We start from the raw sequence: 22882 nt of genomic DNA, 5'->3' as shown, positions 1-22882 counted from the left end.
GATAACTGCTTTCCGGTTTAAGTCTTCCTTAACTTGCGGGCCACGCGCCGCGCCTCCCGGGCCAGCTCACGCGCGTCGGCGTGCACCAGACTGCCACGCTCCACCACCGGACGCCCACCCACCAGCGCGAGCTCCACCTCGGCCGGCGGCCCGAACACCAGCGCCGCCACCCTGTCGTCGATGCCGTCGTGACCCAGGTCGTCCAGCTTCCACAGCACCAGGTCGGCCAGCTTGCCCCGCTCCAGCGAACCGATCTGGTCCGACCGGCCCAGGCAGCGCGCCCCGCCCATGGTGCCCATCCGCAGCGCCTCGCGGGCGTCCAGCGCCCCCGGACCGCCGCGCAGCCGGGCCGTGTAGAGCGCCTGCCGCAGCTCGGCGCCCAGATGTGACACCTCCTGCGAGGCGGCGCCGTCCACACCCAGACCGACCGGCACCCGGTGGTCGAGCAGCTCGCGGACCCGGGCCATGCCCGCACCCAGCCGGGCGTTCGACGACGGGCAGTGCGCCACCCCGGTGCCGGTCGCGCCCAGCCGCTCGATCGCCTTGTCGTCCAGATGCACGCCGTGCGCGAGCCAGACGTCGTCGCCGAGCCAGCCGAGACGTTCCGCGTACTCGACCGGGGTGCAGCCGAACCGCTCCTGGCAGAAGGCCTCCTCGTCGTCGGTCTCGGCCAGGTGCGTGTGCAGGCGTACGCCCTTGCGCCGGGCCAGCGTGGCCGCCTCGCTCATCAGCCGCTCGGTCACCGAGAACGGCGAGCAGGGCGCCACCGCGATCTGGAGCATCGCGTCGTCCGACGGATCGTGCCAGCGGTCGATGGCCGCCTCGGTCGCCGCGAGCGCCTCGTCGGTGTCCTCGACCACGTTGTCCGGCGGCAGGCCGCCGTCCTTCCGGCTCAGGTCCATCGAGCCGCGGGCCGGGTGGAAGCGCAACCCGATCAGCCGGGCCGCCTCGATCTCCGCGGCCAGCACGTCGCCGCCGTCGCGGGGGAAGACGTAGTGGTGGTCCATGCTGGTCGTGCAGCCGGACAGCGCCAGCCAGCCCAGACCGGCGCCGGCCGCCGCGCCGACCACCTCGGCGTCCAGCCGCCCCCAGATCGGATAGAGCGTGGTCAGCCAACCGAAGAGGGTGTCGTTGAGCGCCAGGCCGCGGGTCGCCCACTGGTAGAGGTGATGGTGCGTGTTCACCAGGCCCGGCGTGACCAGACCCCCGGTGCCGTCCACGTGTCGTTGTTTGCCCTGGTAGCGGCCCGCGTGGCCGGGACCGACGGCGAGAATCCGGCCGTCGTCGCCGACCACCACGTGCCCGTCGGCGTACTCGGTGCCGTCGGCGTCGACCGTCGCGACGGCCACGTTCTCGATGATGATCACGAATGCCACGCTTCCAGGGCCGGTGGCGCGTCGTCGCGGGTCACGGTTCCTTCGATCAGGCCGTACGGGCGGTCGCCGGCCTGGAACACCTCGCCCGGGTTGTCCAGCCCGAAGGGACTCAGGTCGACCAGGTAGTGGTGCTTGTTGGGCAGGGCCAGCCGGATCTCAGCGACCTCGGGGCACTGCTCCAGCACGGCCTTGCCCATGGCGTAGAGCGTCTGCTGCAACGAATAGCTGTAGGTGTTCACGAACGCGTCCGTCAGCGCTCGCTCGATGAGAGAGCGAACGTTCTTTCGCTCAGCCAGCCGCCACCTGGCGTTGACCTCGGTCGCCAGGATGCGGTCCGTCGTCTCGGGCAGCGTCGTGTAACGATCGCGCGGGAAACTGTGAAATTCCGAGTCGGTCGTGTTCATCAGGACCAGGCCCTCGATGCCGCCGACGACCTGCTCCTGGTCGCCCACGACGGTCACCATGGTCAGTTCGATGTGGTCGCCGCGCCGCCGGAACGAGTGCGGACCGAGGCGCTCCCACCCGTACCCCCGGATCGTGATCGTCGCGCCCTTGATCTGTGGCTGCGTGGCGATGAAGTAGCGCGCCAGTCGCAGCCCGAACTCCTCGGGCTGGGCGAGCTCGTCGCGATGCGAACGCGCGAAGGCGTACACCGTGTTCTTCATCGTGTCGGTGGGCAGGACGCCGCGGTTGTCGCCCGTCTCGTGCGTCGCGGCGAGGTCGCCGGACAGGGCGACGCTGACGTTGAGGTCGGTGAGCACATGCGTGGCGCTGTCGCGGCCGACGTGGACCAGGCGCACCTCCGCCTTGCCGTACCGGTTCGGTCCGAGCGTGATCGCCACGCGTCAGCTCCCTCGATAGGTGGTGTAGCCATAGCGGCTGAGCAGCAACGGCACGTGGTAGTGGCGGGCCGGGTCGTGCACGTGGAACGCAACCGTGATCTCCGGGAAGAACGATTCGCCCTTCAGGTACGGCTCCACATAGAACAGCAGCCGGTAACCGCCGGCCTGCCAGTCGTGCATCGGCACCCGGAACCGCAGCCGCCCGTCGGTGTCGGTGTCGCCCTCGTCGACCGTCCGCCAGCCGTCGTGGTCCCGGCGCTCCAGCCGCACGTAGACGCCGCGGGCCGGCTCACCGGCGACGGTGTCCAGGATGTGCGTGGAGATCCGCGCGTGGATCTCCGGCTCGGTACCGTCATTCGAGGGCATCCAGCAGCCTCCCCAGGCGCAACATGGCGATCTTCTTGAGTTCCCCCTGCGTCACGCGCCGTTCGGTGGCCTCGTCATGGCCCAGCCGCTCGTTGGCCGCGGCCACGATCTCGTCCTCCGTGCGGCCGCTCGCGAAGATCAGGAAGACACGGCCGAAGCGCTGCTCGTACGCCCGGTTGGCCTCGATCAGCTCCGGGCTCTTCCGGGCTTGCTGCTGTTCCCGCCGCGACCACGCCGCCTCCTGGCTGTCGCCCTTCGGGGGGTCGCCGATCCGCGGGTGCGCGGCCAGGGCCTGCGCCACGTCGTCCCAGCTCAAGGCATCTGCGGCGGTCGCGGCCGCGGTCTCAAGAGCGGCCCGGTCCGGGCACGGGCGACCGGCCGCGATCGCCCCGGCCCAGGCCGGCGTGGCGCAGCAGGCCAGCAGCTCCTGCTCAGTCGGCTCCCGCATCCGCGCCTTCCCTTCGCACTTCGCCGTCCTCGGTCCTGGGCGTCGATCGTCGCAGCCTCCGGCCTCGATGGCCGCAATCCTCGACCTCGATGGTCGCAATCTCCGGCCTCGATGGTCGCAGTCTCCGGCCTCGATGGTCGCAGTCTCCGGCCTCGATCAAAGCAAACCCGGGCGGTGAGACGCACCTGTTTCCCCGCCATTTCACGGACGTGCGCCAGACTGTGCCGGTGCCGCTCGACTTGCCCGACCTGCCCGTCCGCTCCGCGCTGCCCGCTCTGGCCGAGGCGCTGACCTCGCGGGGAGCCGCGGTGCTGGTCGCGCCACCCGGCACCGGCAAGACCACCCTGGTGCCACTCGTCCTGGCCGGCCTCTCTTCCTCCGCCGACCTGCCCTCCTTCGCGGTCGCCGGGCGCATCGTGGTCGCCGAGCCGCGGCGGGTCGCGGCCCGGGCGGCCGCGCGGCGGATGGCCTCGCTGCTCGGCACCCAGGTCGGCGGCGTGGTCGGTTACTCGGTGCGCGGCGACCGCCGGGCCTCGGCCGAGACCAGGATCGAGGTGGTCACCACCGGCGTTCTGGTGCGGCGGTTGCAACGAGACCCCGAGCTGTCCGGTACGGCCACCGTCATGCTCGACGAATGCCACGAACGGCATCTCGACGCCGACCTGGCCCTGGCCTTCCTGACCGAGGTGCGCGAGACGCTCCGCCCCGACCTGAAGCTCATCGCCACCTCGGCGACGGCCGCCACCGAACGCCTGTCCGACCTGCTGTCGGCGCCGGTGGTGACCGCCACCGCGCCGATGTTCCCGGTCGAGATCCGGTGGACGCCGCCCGGGTCCGGACGCCTCCTCGATCACATCGCCACGGTCGTCCGCGGTGTCACCGCCCCCGGCGACGTGCTGGTGTTCCTGCCCGGGGTCCGCGAGATCACCACGGTGGCCGGCCTGCTGCGTGGCCTCGACGCCGACGTGATCCCGCTGCACGGCCGCCAGTCCGCCGCCGACCAGGATGCCGCCCTGCGCCCCGGCCCGCGCCGCCGCATCGTCCTGGCCACCGCGGTCGCCGAGAGCAGCCTCACCGTCCCCGGCGTCCGGGTCGTGGTCGACGCCGGCCTGAGCCGGGTGCCGCGGATGGACCACTCCCGCGGCCTGGGCGCCCTGGTCACGGTCCCGGTGAGCCGGGCCTCGGCCGAACAACGAGCGGGCCGGGCCGGCCGCGAGGCGCCCGGAGTCGTATTCCGCTGCTGGTCCGAGGCCCAGCACCACCGCCTGCCGGCCCACCCCGAACCCGAGATCGCCACCGCCGACCTGACCTCGTTCGCCCTGGACCTGGCCCTGTGGGGCCACCCGACCGGCGCCGGGATGGCCCTTCCCGACCAGCCACCACCCGGCGCCCTGCAGTCGGCGATGACCACCCTGCACGACCTGGGCGCGGTCGCCGAAGACGGCCGCCCCACTTCACGCGGCCACGCTCTGGCCCGCGCCGGCATCCACCCCCGCCTGGCCCGGGCCCTGCTCGACGGCGCCCCTCTGGTCGGCCGGCGCCGAGCCGCCGAGATCGTCGCCGTCCTCGACGAGAACCGCACCGCCGGCGACGACCTCCTGGCCGCCTGGCGCCAGTCCCGCCGCGACAACACCCCGACCTGGCGAACCGAGGTCCGCCGCCTCACCTCCGCCATCCCGCCCACCCCGGCACCGGTCGCCTCGGAAGCGGGCGGCGGGCAGGGCGGCGCGGGCGCCTCGGAAGCGGGCGGTGCGATGGCTGATGATGTGGCGGCCGGGCTGGTGGTGGGGCTGGCGTTCCCGGAGCGGGTGGCCCGGGTGCGGGAGCCGGGCGGGCGGACCTATCTGATGGCCGGGGGAACGGCTGCGGATCTGGCCGTGGGTAGTCCGCTCGCCGGGGCGGCCTGGCTGGTCGTCGCGGCCGCGGACCGGGATGCGGGAGCGCGGAGTGCGCGGATCCGGTCGGCCGTACCCATCGACGAAGTCGCCGCCCGCGAAGCCGCCGCCACCCTGCGAAGCTCAGCCACCGAGATCGCCTGGGTCGACGGCGACGTCGTGGCGCGGTCGGTCGACCGGCTCGGCGCGATCGTCCTCACCGAGCGGCGGCTCGACCGGCCCGACCCGGCGAAGCTCCGCGCCGCCCTGCTCGACGGGCTGCGCAAGGACGGCCTCGGCCTGCTCACCTGGAGCCGCACCGCCACCGACCTCCGGGAGCGACTGGCCTTCGCGCGGGCGGCCCTCGGCGACCCGTGGCCGGCGGTCGACGACGAGTCGCTGCTGACCGCCGCCGAGCACTGGCTGGGCCCCGACCTGACCCGCGCCCGCCGCCGCGCCGACCTGGCCCGCATCGACGTGGCCACCGCCCTGCGCCGGCTGCTGCCCTGGTCGGTGGCCGGCCGCCTCGACGACGTGGCGCCCGAGCGGCTGCCGGTGCCGAGCGGCTCGCGGGTCCGGGTGTCCTACGCCGACCCGGCGGCGCCGGTGCTGGCCGTCAAGCTGCAGGAGACCTTCGGCTGGCGGGACGCGCCCCGCCTGGCCGACGGGCGCATCCCGGTGCTGCTGCACCTGCTGTCCCCCGCGGGCCGGCCGGTCGCGGTGACCGCCGACCTGGCCTCCTTCTGGGCCTCGGGCTACCAGCAGGTCCGCGCCGAGCTGCGCGGCCGCTACCCCCGGCACCCCTGGCCCGAGGACCCGACCACTGCCGCGCCGACGGCCCGGACCAACCGCCCTCACCGCCGCTGACCATGCGATGTGGAGCAACCCATCCGCTCCGCCACCTCCACGGCCGGGCCGAACAGGTCCACGGAGTGGCCGCCGACGCTCAGCCGCTCGGCCGGCGTGGACGGTCGTAGTTCGATCGAAGGACTTGCCTTCACAAAAGCCATGCATGCCCCACAACATGAGGAAAGGGCTGGTGAAGTGGGTCGTCGGCCTGAGCGCAGGCGTACAGCCAGTGCTCGAGGTGAGGCGGAGGTCTGACCATGACTGTTGACGAATCCGGCGCTGTGCCACCGCCGGCCCACTGGTCCGGCCGGGTGACCGACTACCCCGATGATTCCTCGATCGTGGATCTGTTCGCGCGGCAGGTGGCGAGGTGTCCGGACGCGACCGCGGTGGTCGATGGCGATCGCTGTGTCACGTACGCGGAACTCGATCGATGGTCCGACGCGTTGGCCGCCCGGCTGTCCGAGGCCGGGGTGCGGGCCGGCGGCACCGTGGGCCTGCTGGGCGAGCGGTGCGCCGAGGCGCCGGCCGGGATGCTTGCCATCATGAAGGCCGGTGCGGCCTACGTGCCGCTGGATCCTGAGGATCCGGCCGGCCGGCTCAGGACGTTGATCGAACAGGTCGGAATCCGGCACGTGATCAGATTGCCGGGCACCGCGGGGATCCTGGAGGATGTCGCCTCGGTCGCCGCCACGGACCATTTCGAGGGAAGGCCGCCGCGGCACGCAACCGGCGGTGGCGATCTGGCCTACATCATGTTCACCTCCGGGTCGAGCGGTGTGCCGAAGGCCGTTGCCGTGCCGCATCGCGCCGTCGCACGGCTCGTGGTCGGCGCCGACCACCTTCGGATCACTCCGGCCGATCGGATCTCGAACACCGGCCATCCGGCGTTCGACGCGTCAGTGTTCGAGATCTGGGGCGCGCTGCTCAACGGCGCCCGACTGGTGATCGTGGACCAGGCCACCCTGCTTGATCCGATTCGGCTGGACGAGTTGTTCACACGTGCCGGCGTCACGGTCGCGTGGCTGACCGCCGGCGTGTTCCACCAGTGCGCGCGGACTCTGCCGGGCATGTTCGCCGGGTTGCGCTGCCTGATCGCGGGTGGCGACGTGCTCGACACGGCCCTGGTGCGACGGGTGCTGGCCGGCGCGCCGCCGGAGCGGCTGCTCAACGGCTACGGACCGACCGAGAACACCACCTTCTCGACGACCCGCCACATCACCGATGTGCCGGAGGGGACGGCACGGATTCCGATCGGACGCCCCGTGGCCAACTCCACCTGCCACATCCTGGACGATGATGGCAGGCCGGTGCCGGTCGGCGTCGAAGGCGAGCTCTGGGTCGGCGGCGACGGCGTCGCGCTGGGATACGTCAATGATCCCGCGCTGACCGCCGAGCGGTTCGTGCCGGATCCGTTGGGCCGCCGCCCCGGCGCGCGACTGTTCCGTACCGGTGACCGGGCTCGTTGGTTGCCGGACGGCGACATCGACTTCCTCGGCCGCCGGGACCGGATGGTGAAGATCCGCGGTTTCCGGGTCGAGCTGGACGAGATCGAGGCGGTTCTCGCCGGCGCGGACGGTGTTGCCGCCGCGGCCGTCGTGGTCACCGGCGACGACCCGGACACGCGGATGATCGTCGCCTATTACCAGCCGGATCGCGGCTCGGCGCCGGACCGAACGGTGAGCGAGCCGGGAGGAGTGACAGTGCCGGAACTCAGGGCGTTCCTTGCCGCCCGCCTCCCGCACTTCATGCTCCCCGCGCGGATCGTCCCGCTGGACCGCCTTCCGCTGGCCGCCACGGGCAAGGTCGACCGGTCCTCGCTCGCGGTGCTCGCGTCCGGCACTTCGCGTGGCACGGACCGCGCGGACAGCGATTCGTCGGCCGTCCGCCGGCCGGGGACACCGATCGAAGTGGGTCTCGCGCGGCTGTGGGCGGAAGTCCTCGACGTGGAGCCGGACGCGGTCGGTCTCGAGGACAGCTTCTTCGACCTGGGCGGCAACTCCTTGCTGGCGGCGCGCCTGTTCGTCCGGTTACAGACGATCTTCGGTGTCGATCGGTCCCAGGGCCGGTTCCTGACCTCGCGGCTGCTGGCCGACCCGACCCTCGCCGCCTGCGCGGCCGCGGTGCAGGAGGCGCGGACCGGCCTCCTCGACCAGAACAGCGCCGCGCTGGATCCCGACTTCCGGCGTGAGAGCGGACTCGACGCCGAGTTCGGGACCATCCCGGGGCCGGACGGCCCGCCGCCGTTGGTGGCTCGGCCACGGTCGCCGGCCGATCACGACCGGATCATCGCGCCGCGGCGCTTCCAGGGCGGGGCGATTCTGTTGACCGGTGGCACCGGTTTCCTCGGCGGCTATCTGTTACGCCGGTTGCTGACGAACACCGATGCGGAGGTCTACTGCCTGGTCCGTGCGGCCGACGAGGACCGGGCCCGACGCCGGTTGGTGGATGGGCAGCAGCGGTACGGGCTCGGCGATCTTCCCGCCGACCGGGTGCGTCCGCTGGCCGGCGACCTCGGTCGTCCGCGTCTCGGGCTGTCGGCCGCGGAGTTCGACGGGCTGGCCGATCGGTTGGGTCTCGTCCTGCACGCCGGCGCCTACGTGAACTTCACCTACCCCTACTCCCAGCTGGCGCCGGTCACGGTCGGCGGCACACGGGAGATCGTGCGACTCGCGATGCCGAGGCGCATCCCCGTGCATTTCGTGTCCACATTGGCTGTGCTGGCCGGCTTCGGGGCGGCGGGGGTGCGTGACGTGGCCGAGGACACGCCGCTGGCCTACCCGGAGTACCTGTTCATGGGCTACACCGAGACCAAGTGGGTGGCCGAGACAGTGCTGCGCCGTGCGGCACGCGATGGACTGCCGGTTGGGATCCACCGTCCGTACGAGGTGTCCGGCGATCTAGCACACGGGGCGTGGAATCTGGAGAACGCCACGTGCGCGTTGCTGCGGCTGATCGTCGACACGCTCATCGCGCCGGACATCGAACTGTCGCTCGATCTTGTGCCGGTCGACGTGCTGGCGGCGCAGATCGTGCACATCGCGCTGACCCGTACCCGGGAGACACGCACCTATCATCTGACCAATCCGAGGCCGGCGACGCTGCCCGACATGACCGAGGTCCTACGTGAGCAGGGCTACCGGATCCGCACGCTGCCGTTCGACGAGTGGGTGAACCGGGCGGTGGCGTTCGTCGCCGACAACCCCCGGCACCCGTTCACCCCGTTCGTGCCGCTCTGGGTTGATCGGTGCCCGCGCAGCGGTCTCGTGGTCAAGGAGATGTACTTCACCGCGCACTTCCCCCGTTTCGCTCGGAGCAATGCCGAGAGGGCGCTGGCGGGATCGGCCCTCTCGACGCCTCCGGTCGATGCCGCGCTGCTGCACCACTACGTGCGCTTCTTCCAGCGGTGCGGGTATTTCCCGGCCCCCGGCGCCGGCCGGGAGATCACCGGCTCGCGCCACGGAACGGCATGACCAGCCCGGAACGGCTGCCCCGGCTGGCTGTCGTGCTCGATTTCGGCTCCGCCAGCCCGATGAGCATCCTCGCCTCCGCCCGCGCCCTGGCCGAGATCGTCTTCCTGTGCGACCGGGACCTGCCTCACGTCCGGCCGCTCTTCGACGAGCTTCGTACGCTGGCACAGGTCGGTGACATCACCGGCCTGACCGACGACGAGATTCTCGCCCTACCGGAATGCGCGGGCCTCGCCGGCATTGTCACGTTCAGCGAGAGCCAGATCAGGCGGACCGCTGCCCTCGCCGATCGTCTCGGTCTGACCTTCCTCGACGTGCACACCGCTGCGGCGGTGACCGACAAGTACACGCAACGCCGGATACTCGCCGAGTCATCCGTGCAGCACACCGAATGCCGCATCGTACGCGATCTCGCTGACCTTGATCCGGCTCTGGACGCGGTCGGTCTTCCGGCGGTTCTGAAGCCCCGCCACGGCGCGGCCAGCGCACGCACCTGCACGGTCCGCAGCCGGCAGGAGGCCGCCGGACGGTACCGGGCTTTCACGGATCCGGCGGCAGGGGGCGCCGGCATCGATTTCGTCGTCGAGCAGCTGCTGGCCGGCGACTCCTCGGTCGCCGGAGCGGACTGGGCCGACTACGTCTCGGTCGAGTCGATGACCTCGCACGGCGACATCCGGCACGTCGAGGTGACCGGGAAGTTCCCCCTCGCCCCACCACTGAGGGAGACGGGTTACGTGGTGCCCAGCACGCTGAGCGAGGACCGGCGGGAGGAAGTGCTGACACTGACCGGATCGGCTCTCGCGGCCCTCGGAGTACGGCACGGAATCACCCACACGGAGATCAAGTTCACCCCTGACGGTCCACGGATCATCGAGGTCAACGGCCGGCTCGGCGGATACGTCGCCGATCTGGTGCGACGCGCACGTGGATTCGACCTCGTACGGGCCGCGCTGACAATAGCCCTGGGGCGGCCCTGCCCCCCGCCGCCGCCCACGGCGTACCGGCGGCACGCGTTCCAGTACTTTCTCACTCCGCCCATGGACGCGGTCGCGTTGCGGCGTCTCGACGGGCTCGACGAACTCGGCCGCGCCACCGGTATCCACCTCATCGAGATCTTCGTGGAGCCGGGTGCGGCACTGGACTGGCGGCAGGGCACGCTCACGTATCTGGGCATCGTGCACGGGTCCGCGTCGGCTCACCAAGAAGTACGGCGCCTGGTGGACCTTGTCGACCGGACCCTGCACATCGAGTACGAGAACTCGTCCGGCAGCCCGGAAACTGAGACGGCCTGATTACGCAGGGTGGTAGCGTCATTTCACCGTAGCTAGTGCGTAACCGGGGGCCGCCATGTCAACGAGTCCTGCGGTCAGCGCGCAGCCTCGGCCGCCACGAGGCATCGCGGTCCTGAGGCAACTCCTCGCCCGGGCGGCCCCGGCGGCGCTGCGCCGAGCGCTGGCGGCCGCCGTTGTGGCCAGCTCAGCGCTCGGCTGCCTGCTCGTCTTCGACCACGCCGACCGGTCGACCGCGATGCTGATCGCCACCCAGGTGGCCGTGCTCGGCGGTTTCGGGCTGTACGCGTTGAACATCGTCAGGCGCGCGGACCGAGCCCGTGTCGAAGCACAGGACGAGGCGGCCGCCAGTCACAACCAGTTACAGAAGCTGATTGACAACACCGGGTCGAACATCTACATGAAGCGGGTCGACAACGGCCAGTACCTGCTCGTCAACAAGGAGTGGGAGCGGTTGTTCGGGGTCACCCGAGACCACGTGATCAACCTTACCGACCACGGCGTCTTCCCCGCCGAACTCGCAGACCAGCTGCGGCAGAACGATCTCCGGGTCGCGGCGGGGAACAAGTCGGTCCAGTACGAGGAGACAGCGGAGGGCATCGACGGCGAGCGCACCTACATCTCCGTCAAGTTTCCCGTGCTCGACAGCGCCGGCGACCCTTACGCCGTGTGTGGCATTTCCACTGATATCACGGAGCGTAAGCGCGCCGAGGACGAGGTACGACGACTCAACGCGAGCCTCGAGACCCGGGTTCTGCAGCGCACGGCTGAGCTGGAGGCGTCCAACAAAGAACTCGACGCGTTCGCATACTCGGTCTCGCACGATCTACGGGCGCCGCTGCGCTCACTGCACGGGTTCAGCGACGCGCTGCTCGAGGACTACGGCGACGTTCTCGACGACGGCGGCAAGGACTACCTGCGCCGGTTGCAGCGCAATGTGGGACGCATGGGCCGGATGATCGACGACCTGCTCAGTCTGTCCCGGGCCACCCGAGCCGACCTGGAGCGCCGCGAGATCGACCTCACGGCGATGAGCCAGGACGTCGTGACCGAGCTGCGGGCGGCCGATCCGCCCCGCGATGTCACGCTCGTCGTCCCGGACGGCCTTGTCGCTGAAGCCGATCCTCAACTCCTACGGCTCGCCCTCCAGAATCTTCTGGCCAACGCCTGGAAGTTCACCGGCAAACGGCCCGACGCGGTCATCGAAGTGGGCCAGGCCGTCCGCTCCGGTGAGACCTTCTTCTTCGTACGTGACAACGGCGTGGGCTTCGACATGGCCTATGCCGACAAGCTCTTCGATGCCTTCCAGCGGCTGCATACGACCGCCGACTTTCAGGGCACCGGCATCGGGCTCGCGATCGTGGCTCGCGTCGTCCGACGTCACGGTGGCCACATCTTCGCTGAGGCCGAGGTCGGCCACGGCGCGACGTTCTACTTCAACCTGATGAGCGGGGCAAAGGGGAAGCCATGACCGTCGACGGCAAGATCCTGATCATCGACGACAGCCCGGACGACGTGACTCTCACGTTACGTGCGCTGAGAAAGAACAACATCACCAACCCCGTGGAGATCGCCGCCGACGGCGAGGAGGCATTGCGGCACCTGTTCCCGCCGGGCGAACCGCCCGCAGGCCGCACCGATGCGCTGCCCGCACTGGTACTGCTGGACCTGAACATGCCCAAGGTCAGTGGCCTGGAGGTGCTGCGCAGCATCCGCTCCGATCCCCGTACCAAGTATTTGCCGGTGGTCGTCCTCACCACGTCGACCGAGGAACGCGACATCGTGAACACCTACGACCTCGGAGCCAACAGCTTCGTACGGAAACCGGTCGCCTTCGACGAATTCCTGGAGGCGGTGCGCGTGCTGGGCATGTACTGGCTGCTGGTGAACCGACCGGCGGGACGGCTTCATGACTGACGAGCCGGACGACATCCGGCTGCTGCTGATCGAGGACAGCGAAGACGACGCCGTCCTCGTGGCTAACCGTCTGCGCCGCACCGGTCTGCGCGTCGCCTACGAACGCGTCGAGACCGCCGAGGCGATGTCCGCCGCTCTACTCCACCAGGCACCCGACATCGTGATCTCCGACAACGGGATGCCCGCGTTCAACGCGGAGGCGGCGCTGCGGTTGCTCCGTGAAACCGGACTGGATGTGCCTTTCATCGTCGTCTCCGGTCAGATCGGCGAGGAGTCCGCCACCGCGCTGATGCGTGCCGGCGCACATGACTTCGTACTCAAAGACAAACTCGCTCGCCTCGGTCCCGCAGTGCAACGCGAGCTGCGCGAAGCACGCGACCGCCAGGATCGGCGGCGAGCACAGGCGGCGCTGCGCGACAGCGAAGAACGGTTCCGGCTGGTAGCGGAGAACCTCCAAGACGTGCTGTTCCGATTCCGGCCCGGCCCGGTACCCGCACTGGAATACATCAGCCCCGCCATAGCCACGGTCACCGGGCTGTTGCCGGACGAGCTGTACGAGCAGCCGGAACTGCTCTTCAACATCTTGGAACCGGAAGACCGCGACCTCATGCGGCGGTCCTGGCAGTCGCCGCCGGACGGTCCCCTCACCCTGCGCTGGTCGCGGCCCGACGGCAGTCGCGCCTATGCCGAACAGCGGCTCGTCACGGTGTACGACGCCGGCGTACCGACCGCCGTCGAGGGCATTCTCCGAGACATCACCGAACAGGTCGAGGCCGCCGAGCAACGACAGGAACTCGAGCGGAAGCTGCACCAGGTGGAACGGCTGGACTCCCTCGGCCAGCTCGCCGGCGGCGTCGCGCACGACTTCAACAACCTCCTCGGCGTGATCGGTGGCTACACCAGTTTCGTGCTCGACGAACTCGGCCCCGACCATCCGTGCCGTCCGGACCTGGAAAACATCGACCATGCCGCCCGGCGGGCCGCCGCTCTGACCCGCCAGCTGCTCATCTTCAGCCGACTGCAACCGTCGCATCCCGTCGTGGTGAACCTGAATGACGTGGTCGGCGAGATCGAGCGACTGTTGCGCCGGACGATCGGAGAGGACATAGAGTTCAGCACCGATCTGCGGCCGGATCTCGAATTCGTCACCATCGACCCCAGCCGCCTGGAACAGATCATCATGAACCTGGTGGTCAACGCGCGCGCCGCGATGCCGGAGGGAGGACATCTCGTCATCCGGACGGCAAGCTCGAATCACGTGCCCGCCACCGCCATCGGCAACCAGCCACCATCGAGGCGCTACGTGTGTCTCACCGTCGCCGACACCGGCTGCGGAATGGACGAGGAGGTCCAGCAGCGGGCGTTCGAACCGTTCTTCACCACCAGGAGCACCGGTCAGGGCAGCGGCCTCGGCCTGGCGACGGTCTACGGCGCCGTCCAGGAGGCGTACGGCGCGATCACGGTCGACTCCGCACCGGGTGCGGGAACGCGCATCACCGTCTACCTGCCGGCCGCCGACCCGCCGGCACCCACGACCGCACCGGACGGGCCAGCCGGCGAAGCACGCGCAGGCCGAGGCGAACAAATCCTCGTGGTCGAGGACGACGACGACATCCGGACCATCACCCGACGGGTGCTGACCCGCGGCGGATACGAGGTGTCCGACGCTGCCACCCGAGAAGAAGCGCTAGGGCTCGTCCACGACCACACACTGTCGTTCGACCTCCTCCTGTCGGACGTCATCATGCCCGGAATGCCCGTCCTCGACTTCATCCGGACGGTGCTCGCCGTCCGTCCCTCGATCCACATCGTCTTCATGTCCGGCTACACCGCCGACGGCGACCGCGAGCTTCCCGAGGGAGTGCCGATCATCGACAAGCCGTTCAGCGCCGACACGCTCCTGCGGCAGATCCAGACGACGCTGAACAGCGCGTCGGACCGGCGGTAGTCTGGATGTCGCGATCCAGGGTTTCGGCCCGATCCCGCACGAAGTTCCGATCGGAGCGGAGAGCCTCATCGCGGATCGCCGCCCATACCTCTGCACCGGACCCGCGATCGCCTTCGACGGCCTCCCGCGCGATGACGCAGGCCGTTGTGCCCGGCCTCATCGAGCGGCCGCCAGGTGATCGGCAGCCGCGGCTCGGCGCACCCGCCGGCCAGCACCAACACGACGACCAGCGGTAACAGGCCAGCCTCAACGGCGTCGCGGGCACCCAGTTCGCGCTGCTGTTCCTGCCCGGGACGTACGCCCCGTGCCCGGCCTGCCACGGCGCGCGGTACAACGCGGAGACGCTGGAGGTGACCTACCGCGGCAAGAACATCGCGGACGTGCTGGCGATGTCCGTCGACGACGCCGCCAAGTTCCTCGCCCGCCTGCCGGCCGCCTCCCGGAGCCTCGAGACGCTCCGGGAGGTGGGGCTGGGCTACCTGCGGCTGGGCCAGCCGGCGACCGAGCTCAGCGGTGGCGAGGCCCAACGCATCAAACTTGCCACCGAGTTGCAGCGGGCCCGCCGCGGCCACGCGCTCTACCTGCTCGACGAGCCGACCGCGGGACTCCACCCCGCGGACATCGCGCTGCTGCTGCGGCAACTGCACCGACTCGTCGACGCCGGCAACACCGTCGTTCTGGTCGAGCACGACCTGGACACGATCGCCGGCGCCGACTGGGTCATCGACCTCGGCCCGGGCGGTGGGGACGCGGGCGGCCAGGTCGTCGCGACCGGCCCTCCCGCCACGATCGCCGAGGCCCGGAACAGCGCGACCGGGCGCTATCTGGCGCGCCGCCTCGAACGCTCCTGAGCGGGTGGCCTCCCCGGCCGTCAGCTTCCTGCCGTGCTCGATCTCCTCGATGATCCGTGGGCGCAGCTCGGCGGCGCTGATGATCGCGTCCACCACGCTCGATGAGGCCGGGAAGCAGAAACCTCATGTACGTAAAGAGGTGCCGCGCGAGGAGCAGATCGCTGGGCCGGGCTATGAAACACGCCTCAGCTGCGGTTTATCGTCCATTGCGGATTCCGGCATGGAGATGGATCACCGAAGTAGGCAGAATCGCGGCCATGAGTGATCAAACCGCGACGATCCGGGACTACGACGTCTTCACCCCCGAGGTGCAGGCGGATCCGAACGCCTTCCTGCACCGGGTGCGCGCGGAGAGTCCGCTCGCTCGGCTCCCGCAGTTCGACGGATACCTGCTCACCCGCCACGCGGACATCGTCGCCGCGCTGCGGGACAAGCGGATGGACACCGCCAACATGACGCAGAGCCTGCTGCGCCTGACGCCGGCCGAACAGGAGGAGCTGGCCCCGGTCCGGCGGTCCATCGAGATGTGGATGGGACACACCGACCCGGTCGAGCACGTCCGCTTCCAGCAACTGCTCAAGCGCTACTTCACCCCGGCCATGGTGGACCGGCTGCGGCCACGGGTGCGGGCGATCACCAACGAGTTGCTCGACGCGGTCGCCGGCAAGGGCGGGATGGACGTCGTACGCGACCTCGCGTACCCGCTGCCGGCGAACGTGATCGCCGAGATGCTCGGCATGCCGACCAGCGACCGCGAGCGGTTGCAGCTCTGGTCCCGTGACATCCTGGCGGTCTTCGGCAACGGAGACGTGCCGGGCCTGCGCCAGGCCCAGCGCAGCATGCTCGAGATGCACGACTACCTGCGCGTGATCGCCGCCGAGCGCCGCATCGAACCGCGCGACGACGTGCTGAGCATGTTCGTCGCCGCCGAGGCCGAGGGGCAGATCACCGAGGACGAGGCGGTGGCCAACTGCGTGCTGCTGCTCTTCGCCGGCCACGAGACCACCGCCAACCTGATCGCCAACGGCCTGGTGCTGCTCTTCGACAACCCCGGCCAGCTCGCGCTGCTCAAGGAGAACCCGGACCTGACGCCGCTCGCGGTCGAGGAGATGCTGCGCCTGGACGGCCCGGCGAGCGTGATCGGCCGGGCCGTCACCGAGCCGATCGAGCTGCACGGTCATCCGATCCCGCCCGGCAAGCGCGTCTACCTGGCGCTGATGGCCGGCAACCGGGACCCGGAGCACTTCACCGACCCGGACACCTTCGACCTGCACCGCAAGCGTGGCCGGAACCTCGCCTTCGGCATGGGCACCTATTACTGCCTGGGCGCGGCGCTCGCGCGGATGGAGACCGACGAGTGCTTCCGGATCCTGCTGGACCGCTGCCCGGACATCGCGCCGGCGTACCGGTCTCCGGCCTGGCAGCCGACCCCGCCGCTCGGCCACCGTCTCTCCTCTCTGGACGTCACCTTCTGAGCGACGTGCGGAGGGTGCTGAGGCCGGCTGCCGGGAAGCGGGCTCGTCCTCGGTGATGGAGAGGACCGGGCCCGCTCGGCCAGGTTCTGTTTCACATTCGCTTCCGGGGCGCCGGCCCCGGTGGCGAATGTGGAAGCGGGCCTAGCGGTAGTTTGCGGCAGCATCCGCGTTACCGATGCTGCGGGATATCTCATCCCTCCGGCCTACAAACCCTATTGATCAATGTCACTAGTACAGAAGCTCATCTCGACTTCATGCGCGACCAGGGGGACGGCGGCTCAACACCTGGCCGGTCTACGAGACCAGGGGGTGGGCCGGTTCGCCGAGACGATGGGGCGGCACCGGCTGGCCGAACAGATAACCCTGCCCCAGCGGGCATCCCATCGAAGCCATCGCGTGCGCCCGCGGCGCCGTCTCGATCCCTTCGGCGACCACGGTCAGCCCCAGCGACTCGCAGATCGCCAGCACCGACCGGCACAGCGCCTCGGAGCGTTCCGGTGACACCTCGACGTCGGTCAGGGTCGCGTCCAGCTTGACGATGTCCACCGGCAGCGAATGCAGCTGGGCCAGCGCGTTGTAGCCGCTGCCGAAGTCGTCCAGGGCCAGCCGCACCCCGGCGGCCCGAAGCCGGGTGGCCACCTCGATGGCCCGCGGCAGGTCGGGGATCCGCCGGGTCTCGGTGATCTCGACGACGATCCGGGACGGCCGCACGGCGTGCCGGTCGAGGGCCGCCAGCACCGCGGAATCGAGGCCCTGCTGGCAGAACCGGGCCGCCGACACGTTGACGTGCACGTCGATCGGCCGGCCGTAGATGTTGGCCAGCACGGCGGCGTCGGCGCAGGCCCGGTCCAGCACGAAGTCGTCGATCGCGCCGACCAGGCCGGTGCGTTCGGCCACGGTCACGAAGACGTCCGGGTCGACGAACCCGGCGACCGGGTCGTTCCAGCGGGCCAGGGCTTCGACGGCCACCGTGACGCCGTCGGTGAAGCGGACGATCGGCTGGTAGTAGACCTCGAAACCGGCCGCCGACGGGTCGCCGGCCAGCGCCTGGGCGAGCTGGTGCGGCAGGTCGGCGTGCGGGCCGCCGTCGGCGCCACCGGAGTAGCGCGCCATCGTTCCCTTGCCGCGGCGCTTCCCGGCGTACATCGCGGCATCTGCTCTTCGCAGTAACGTGTCGGCGGTCAGGTCGCGGTCGTGGGGCTCGGGCAGCACCAGGCCGATGCTCGCGCCGACCCCGATGGTGTGGCCGTCGATCGGGAACGGCTCGCGCAGCACGGCCAGCATCCGGTTGCCGATCAGCTCGGCGTCGGCCGCGCGATGGTCGAGCAGCACCGCGAACTCGTCCCCGCCGAGCCGGGCCACCAGGTCGCCGGAGGGCACCACGCCGAGCAGCCGCTCGCCGATGGCGCGGAGCAGACGGTCGCCCATGGCGTGCCCGAAGCTGTCGTTGATCAGCTTGAAGTCGTCCAGGTCGGCGAAGAGCAGCGCCAGCGGGCCGCCGTGGGCGCTGCGGGCGGTGAGCGCGGCGTCCAGCCGTTCCCGGAACAGCGCCCGGTTGGCCAGCCCGGTCAGCGGGTCGTGGTACGCCTGGTGGCGCATCCGCCGCTGCCCCTCGGTGACCCGGGAGAGCAGCACCAGGTTGTCGACGATCGTGAACATCTGCCGGGCCACCACCAGACCGAGACCCAGCCAGCCGAGGTACGCCTCGAACGACGTCAGTTGCCCGCCGGTGCCGGTGCGGACCGCGATCACCACCCCGGTCGCCACCACCGGGACGTACGGCAGCAGCAGGTGCAGCCAGTCTCGCTCGCGCCGGGCCAGGTTCAGGTCGCCCGGCGCGGCCCCGGGCGCCAGCGCGGCCAGCGCGAGCAGGGCCGGCCCGAGCAGCGCCCCGGCCGCCGCGGCGGGGTTGAGCCCGTCCGCGCCGAGGTCGAACAGCCGCAACGTGTCGGCGACGCCGAAGGCGGCCAGCGCCGCGGCGATCAGCCGGAGCTGGCGCCGGACCGCGCCGCCGCCCTGCCGCATCATCAGCATCAGCACGGCCATCGCGATCAGGATCAGATCGGCGACCGGGTACGCCACGGCCAGCGCGAGCACCGCCGGGGTCCGCCCGCCCTGCTCGAACACCCGCTCCGGCACCAGCGACCAGACCAGCGCGATCAGCGACCCGGCCAGCAGCACGCTGTCGATGACCAGGATGACCAGGTCGCGGCGTCCGGGCAGCGGTACCGGCCGGGGCAACGCGGCCGCGCCGATCAGGAGCCCGGCGAACATCAGCGCGGGCAGCACCAGGAACCCGACGTCGCCGGGCCGCAGCCGGGCCAGGCCGTCCGGGTCGGCGAACGCGCGGATCAGCCACCACAGCCGCATCGCGGCCCAGCCGGCCAGCCCGATGCCGACGAGTTGCCGCCAGCGCCGCCCGGCGTCCTCGCGGCGGGTGGCCATGGTCAGGCAGACGACCGCGGCCGCGACGCCGACGATCAGCTGCATGAGGACGTGGTAGACACGGCGGCCGTCACCGGCGGGTACGACGAACTCACCGGCCGCGACAATGAGCGCGATCAGCGCCACCGCCACGGGCAGCATCCGCGTGGTGCTCAGCCGCGCCGTCGTCATCACCACCAACCGGACCCCGGTCATCGCCACTACGACCGGTGTAACCTACCCCAGGTCGGCCTGGTTCTCGCTGGTCAGATCGGCGACGATGACGGTGATGTTGTCCGGCCCGCCGCCCTCCAGCGCCAGCGCCAGCAACCGCTTGCAGCAGTCCTGGGCGTCGGCCACCTCGAGCAGCACGGCCTCGATCGCCTCCGGCGAGACCACGGTGGTGAGCCCGTCGCTGCAGAGCAGCCAGCGGTCGCCGGGCTGCGGTTCCACGATCACGTACGACGGGCTGACCGGTTCGCCCTGTAACGCCTGGGTGACCACTGCCCGCCGCGGGTGCGCGGCCGCCTCCTCGGGCCGGATCAGGCCCTGGTCGACGAGCATCTGGACGTACGTGTCGTCCTTGGTGAGCTGGTTGAGCCGTCCGTCGCGCAGCAGGTAGGCCCGCGAGTCGCCGACGTGGGCGAGCGCCGCCCGGTCGCCGGAGAAGATGACCGCGGTGAGCGTGGTGCCCATGCCCTGCAGGGCGGTGTCCTCGGCGACCGTCTCGGCGATCCGGCCGTTGGCCGCCTCGAGCGCCTTGTGCAGAGCATCCATCTGTTGCTCGTTGTCGATCGCCACGTCGAGCGAGGCCATCGCGTCGACAGCGAGGCGGCTGGCCACGTCGCCGGCGGCCATCCCTCCCATGCCGTCGGCGACGACGAGGAGGCGGTCACCGGCGTAGAAAGCGTCCTGGTTGTTGCTGCGGACGCGTCCTTGGTCGGTGACGGCCGCCCACCGGAGGTGCAAGGTCATGGCGGAAGCTTGCCAGGTCATGTCCACCGTGTCTCTAGCCGGTCGGCGGCGTGGCGCGGATGCCGCCGAGGAAATCGTTGTCAGCTGGGCGCGAGCGGGCGGCCCAGGCAGCGTGGATCGATGTCGGTGGCGGGCACCACGGGCGCCAGCCAGGTGAGCGCGGAGGCCTCGGCGGCCCAGCCGCGCACCACCACGACGCTGTCCGGGCCGTGCACCGGTTCGGGGCACAGCGTCTTGGACCGGACCTGATCGTTGGACAGGAAGGTGACCTGGCCGCCGCGGCCCAGCACGGTGGTCGAGGTGTCGTCGACGGCGATCAGCTGGCCGCGTACGACATCGGTGACCTTGCCGCCCTCGGGCCCGATCTCCACGGCGCTGTTCGGCAGCACCGGCGCGCGGAGGAAGAGCAGCCCGACCACCAGCGGCGCGATCAGGGTGGCGCCGACCGCGGGCCAGTGGGTGGCGAAGCGGGCGGCCCGCGACGGCACCGGCCCGGTGAGGAAAGGACCAAGCAAGGGGGGTACGCCGAGGAGCAGCGCGGTGTCGTACTCGCCCACCGCGAGCGCCTCCCGGATGCCCGGCGCCACGAACACCAGCACCAGGAACCCGGCCGCGATCGGCACCCCCACGGTGACCCAGGGGATCAGCCACCGGTCGGCCTGGAAGCGTTGCAACGCGGTCAGACCCATGATCGCGACGACCAGCATGAGCAGCACCGGCAGCAGCCGCAACTGCCAGGTGAGCCCGGCCAGCCCGGCGGCCAGCAGCACCACCCAGTCGGGCATCCGCAGCGCGGTCACCGCGAGCAGCGACCGGCCGGCCTCGGCGGGCGCGCTGACCAGCAGCATCCCGCCGAGCACCCGGAGCACCAGGATGACCGCGGGCACCGCCCAGATCAGCGTGATGCCGAGCGCGCTGATCATGCCGAGCGGGCTGATGTACTGCACCAGCAGCAGCATGGTCGGCAGGTCCTGCCGGCTCAGGTACCAGACCCGCAGGACCAGCAGCACCAGCGGGAACGCGGGCAGCGCGGTGAGCAGCCAGTTGAGCTGGGCCCGCCGGCGCCGGGGCGCGACCCCGCCGTCCTTGACGTAGATGTCGGTCACGGGAAGACCCGTTCCCACGGCTGCTCACGCACCCGCGGCTTCTCGACGTCGGGCTGCTGTGCCTGGGCGATCGGGGTGTTCACCGTGTTGATCTTCCGGTTGTTCGCCAGCACCTCGGACTGGAAGTTCTTCTCGTAGGCGACCTCCCACCGGTTGTCCTGCGGATCTTTCAGCGAGCGGTAGAGCGTGAGGTCGACCAGGGTCTTCAGCGCCTCGTTCTGGCCCACGTTGACGCCCCACCGCTCGGTCGTGTCGAGGCCGAGGTCCCAGTGGTCGAAGTCCCGCGGGTACCTCGCCTTGTACCCGGCCAGGATCGCCGAGTCGGTGGTGACCGCGTCGACCAGGCTGTGGCGCAGGTCGTCGATACACTCGCTGATCCGATTGCGCTGGTGGGTGATCGCCCCCGCCTTCTCCGGCGCGGAGGCACTGGTCGCAGTGGACAGTGTGCAGACGTCCTTGCCCTTGAAGTCCTCCAGCGCCGACACCTTCTCGTGGCCGTGCAGGGTGAGCACGGACTGCTCGGTGTAGAGGTACGACTGGGAGAACGTCACCTCGTCACGGGCCTCCCGCTCCGGCGTGATGCTGTAGCTGGCCACCACCATCTGGACCGGCACCCGCTTGCCGTCCGGGTCGTTGGCCTGCATCCGGGCCCGATCCTCGCTCTCCATCCCGTAGAAGCGCACCTCGCTCCGGCGGAAACCCAGATCCTCGGCGATCATGTACGCGATCTCGATGTCGAACCCCGCCCAGGTGCCGTCCTCGCGACGCTCGGCCGTGCCGGGTTGATCGTCCTTCACGCCGATGGCGATCGTGGACCAGTTGTCCACCCCGGCCCGCGCCCGCAACTCCTCGACCGACGGCGGCCCGCCGACGAACAGCCGGGCCATGGTGATCCCGATCATCAGCACCAGGGCCAGGCCGAGCGCGGCGAGGCGCACAGCGGCCAGCGTGACCCTCGGCGGCGCCTCCATCGGCACCGACTCGGGCTCGGGCGGCGGCGGCTCGGTCGGGAACGGGTCGGCGGGCAGGTCTTCGGGGTTCGCCTCGTCGCCGCGACGACGCGGCAGCCAGGTCCGGCGGCTCACTTCACCCAAAACACGGCCTCCTCAACGGTCGTGCGGGACAGGATCGTGCGTTCCGTACGGCACACCCGGGCGGCAACGGCGCAGCCGGGCGGCGGCGAGGCGCAACCCGGCGCGCGTGCCGTGCCGGGTCACCGCCTCGAGCGCGTAGGCGGAACAGGACGGCTCGAACCGGCACTTCACCGGCACCCGGGGCGAGAAGAAGCGCCGGTAGCCGCGGATGGCCGTGGTGGCGGCGCGCTCGGACAGCGGCGTCCGCGCGGCCAGCAGGAGCGAGGTCGACAGCAGGCCGAAGTCGCAGCAGGGCAGATCACAGTCGCAGAAGTCGCAGCCGTCGAGCCAGCTGCCCTTCTTCCGCTTCCGCTTATGCCCATGGCCGTGCCGGTGGCCCCCGAGCCACGACGGCAAGTGCCTGCGTGATGACGACATGGAGCCATCGTGGCGCATGGGTGCGACGGTCGGGATCCCACCCCCGGGCCAGGGGTGGTGCCTATAGGTGCGCAGATCCAGAGGCCGGTGCGGGCGGGTTCGGTCGCGAGGGCTTCCCGCCAGGTAACGGTGCCGCCGGCGGCTGCTGAGGGCATTTGGGC

The 22882-nt window shown here is 70.7% G+C and carries 18 protein-coding genes; 9 read left to right on the top strand and 9 right to left on the bottom strand.

Annotated features, from left to right (window positions below):
• Positions 1-17 precede the first annotated feature (17 nt).
• Genes AB0O15_RS26235 through uraD form a run of 4 tightly spaced genes read right to left on the bottom strand, consistent with a single transcriptional unit; the run spans position 18 to position 3032 of the window.
• Positions 18-1367 carry an 8-oxoguanine deaminase gene (locus AB0O15_RS26235; RefSeq protein ID WP_364323305.1) on the bottom strand — a complete coding sequence of 450 codons (1350 nt, stop codon included), beginning with the start codon at positions 1365-1367 and terminating at the stop codon, positions 18-20.
• Positions 1364-2218 carry a factor-independent urate hydroxylase gene (gene pucL, locus AB0O15_RS26230; protein WP_364323303.1) on the bottom strand — a complete coding sequence of 285 codons (855 nt, stop codon included), beginning with the start codon at positions 2216-2218 and terminating at the stop codon, positions 1364-1366. The genes AB0O15_RS26235 and pucL overlap by 4 nt, the downstream gene beginning before the upstream one ends.
• Before the next feature lie 3 nt (positions 2219-2221).
• A complete protein-coding gene (gene uraH, locus AB0O15_RS26225) occupies positions 2222-2584 on the bottom strand; it encodes a hydroxyisourate hydrolase (RefSeq protein WP_364323301.1) in 363 nt (120 codons plus the stop codon).
• Positions 2571-3032: a 2-oxo-4-hydroxy-4-carboxy-5-ureidoimidazoline decarboxylase gene (gene uraD, locus AB0O15_RS26220; protein WP_364323299.1), complete on the bottom strand. Its 462-nt coding sequence runs from the start codon at positions 3030-3032 to the stop codon at positions 2571-2573. Before uraD ends, uraH begins: the two co-directional genes overlap by 14 nt.
• Positions 3033-3259: 227 nt before the next feature.
• Between uraD and hrpB the strand changes: the two genes are divergently transcribed.
• From hrpB to AB0O15_RS26175, 9 genes are all read left to right on the top strand, one after another.
• Positions 3260-5773, top strand: coding sequence for an ATP-dependent helicase HrpB (gene hrpB / locus AB0O15_RS26215; RefSeq protein WP_364323297.1), 2514 nt, complete (start codon positions 3260-3262; stop codon positions 5771-5773).
• 239 nt (positions 5774-6012) lie between these two features.
• Complete coding sequence (locus AB0O15_RS26210) at positions 6013-9228, top strand: amino acid adenylation domain-containing protein (RefSeq protein WP_364323295.1); 3216 nt, start codon at positions 6013-6015, stop codon at positions 9226-9228.
• Positions 9225-10517: an ATP-grasp domain-containing protein gene (locus AB0O15_RS26205; RefSeq protein ID WP_364323293.1), complete on the top strand. Its 1293-nt coding sequence runs from the start codon at positions 9225-9227 to the stop codon at positions 10515-10517. Before AB0O15_RS26210 ends, AB0O15_RS26205 begins: the two co-directional genes overlap by 4 nt.
• A 235-nt stretch (positions 10518-10752) precedes the next feature.
• Positions 10753-11985 (top strand): ATP-binding protein, encoded by a 1233-nt coding sequence (locus AB0O15_RS26200; protein WP_364323291.1) that lies wholly within the window; start codon positions 10753-10755, stop codon positions 11983-11985.
• On the top strand, positions 11982-12431 hold the full coding sequence (locus tag AB0O15_RS26195; protein ID WP_364323289.1) for a response regulator: 450 nt from the start codon (positions 11982-11984) through the stop codon (positions 12429-12431). The genes AB0O15_RS26200 and AB0O15_RS26195 overlap by 4 nt, the downstream gene beginning before the upstream one ends.
• Positions 12424-14379, top strand: a complete 1956-nt coding sequence (locus tag AB0O15_RS26190; RefSeq protein WP_364323287.1) for a response regulator — start codon at positions 12424-12426, stop codon at positions 14377-14379. The genes AB0O15_RS26195 and AB0O15_RS26190 overlap by 8 nt, the downstream gene beginning before the upstream one ends.
• Before the next feature lie 350 nt (positions 14380-14729).
• Entirely contained in the window at positions 14730-15230 is a 501-nt protein-coding gene (locus tag AB0O15_RS26185) for a hypothetical protein (RefSeq protein ID WP_364323285.1), read from the top strand.
• A gap of 4 nt (positions 15231-15234) precedes the next feature.
• Positions 15235-15495 (top strand): hypothetical protein, encoded by a 261-nt coding sequence (locus AB0O15_RS26180; RefSeq protein ID WP_364323283.1) that lies wholly within the window; start codon positions 15235-15237, stop codon positions 15493-15495.
• Positions 15488-16705 (top strand): cytochrome P450, encoded by a 1218-nt coding sequence (locus tag AB0O15_RS26175; protein WP_364323281.1) that lies wholly within the window; start codon positions 15488-15490, stop codon positions 16703-16705. Before AB0O15_RS26180 ends, AB0O15_RS26175 begins: the two co-directional genes overlap by 8 nt.
• Before the next feature lie 294 nt (positions 16706-16999).
• On the opposite strand, the gene AB0O15_RS26170 is transcribed toward AB0O15_RS26175, so the two are convergent.
• The 5 genes from AB0O15_RS26170 to yidD all read right to left on the bottom strand — a co-directional run bounded on the left by AB0O15_RS26170 (position 17000) and on the right by yidD (position 22562).
• Positions 17000-19345 carry an EAL domain-containing protein gene (locus AB0O15_RS26170; protein WP_364323279.1) on the bottom strand — a complete coding sequence of 782 codons (2346 nt, stop codon included), beginning with the start codon at positions 19343-19345 and terminating at the stop codon, positions 17000-17002.
• A gap of 21 nt (positions 19346-19366) precedes the next feature.
• Complete coding sequence (locus AB0O15_RS26165) at positions 19367-20104, bottom strand: Stp1/IreP family PP2C-type Ser/Thr phosphatase (RefSeq protein ID WP_364323277.1); 738 nt, start codon at positions 20102-20104, stop codon at positions 19367-19369.
• Between the two features lie 80 nt (positions 20105-20184).
• On the bottom strand, positions 20185-21210 hold the full coding sequence (locus tag AB0O15_RS26160) for a hypothetical protein (protein WP_364323275.1): 1026 nt from the start codon (positions 21208-21210) through the stop codon (positions 20185-20187).
• Positions 21207-22295 carry a transporter substrate-binding domain-containing protein gene (locus AB0O15_RS26155; protein ID WP_364323800.1) on the bottom strand — a complete coding sequence of 363 codons (1089 nt, stop codon included), beginning with the start codon at positions 22293-22295 and terminating at the stop codon, positions 21207-21209. The genes AB0O15_RS26160 and AB0O15_RS26155 overlap by 4 nt, the downstream gene beginning before the upstream one ends.
• A gap of 21 nt (positions 22296-22316) precedes the next feature.
• Positions 22317-22562, bottom strand: a complete 246-nt coding sequence (gene yidD / locus AB0O15_RS26150; protein WP_364323799.1) for a membrane protein insertion efficiency factor YidD — start codon at positions 22560-22562, stop codon at positions 22317-22319.
• Between the last annotated feature and the right edge of the window lie 320 nt (positions 22563-22882).

The sequence above is a fragment of the Actinoplanes sp. NPDC089786 genome, assembly GCF_040684855.1.
Lineage (GTDB): Bacteria > Actinomycetota > Actinomycetes > Mycobacteriales > Micromonosporaceae > Actinoplanes.
Note: the sequence above shows the minus strand (reverse complement) of the source record. Positions and strands in the feature narration are given on the sequence as shown.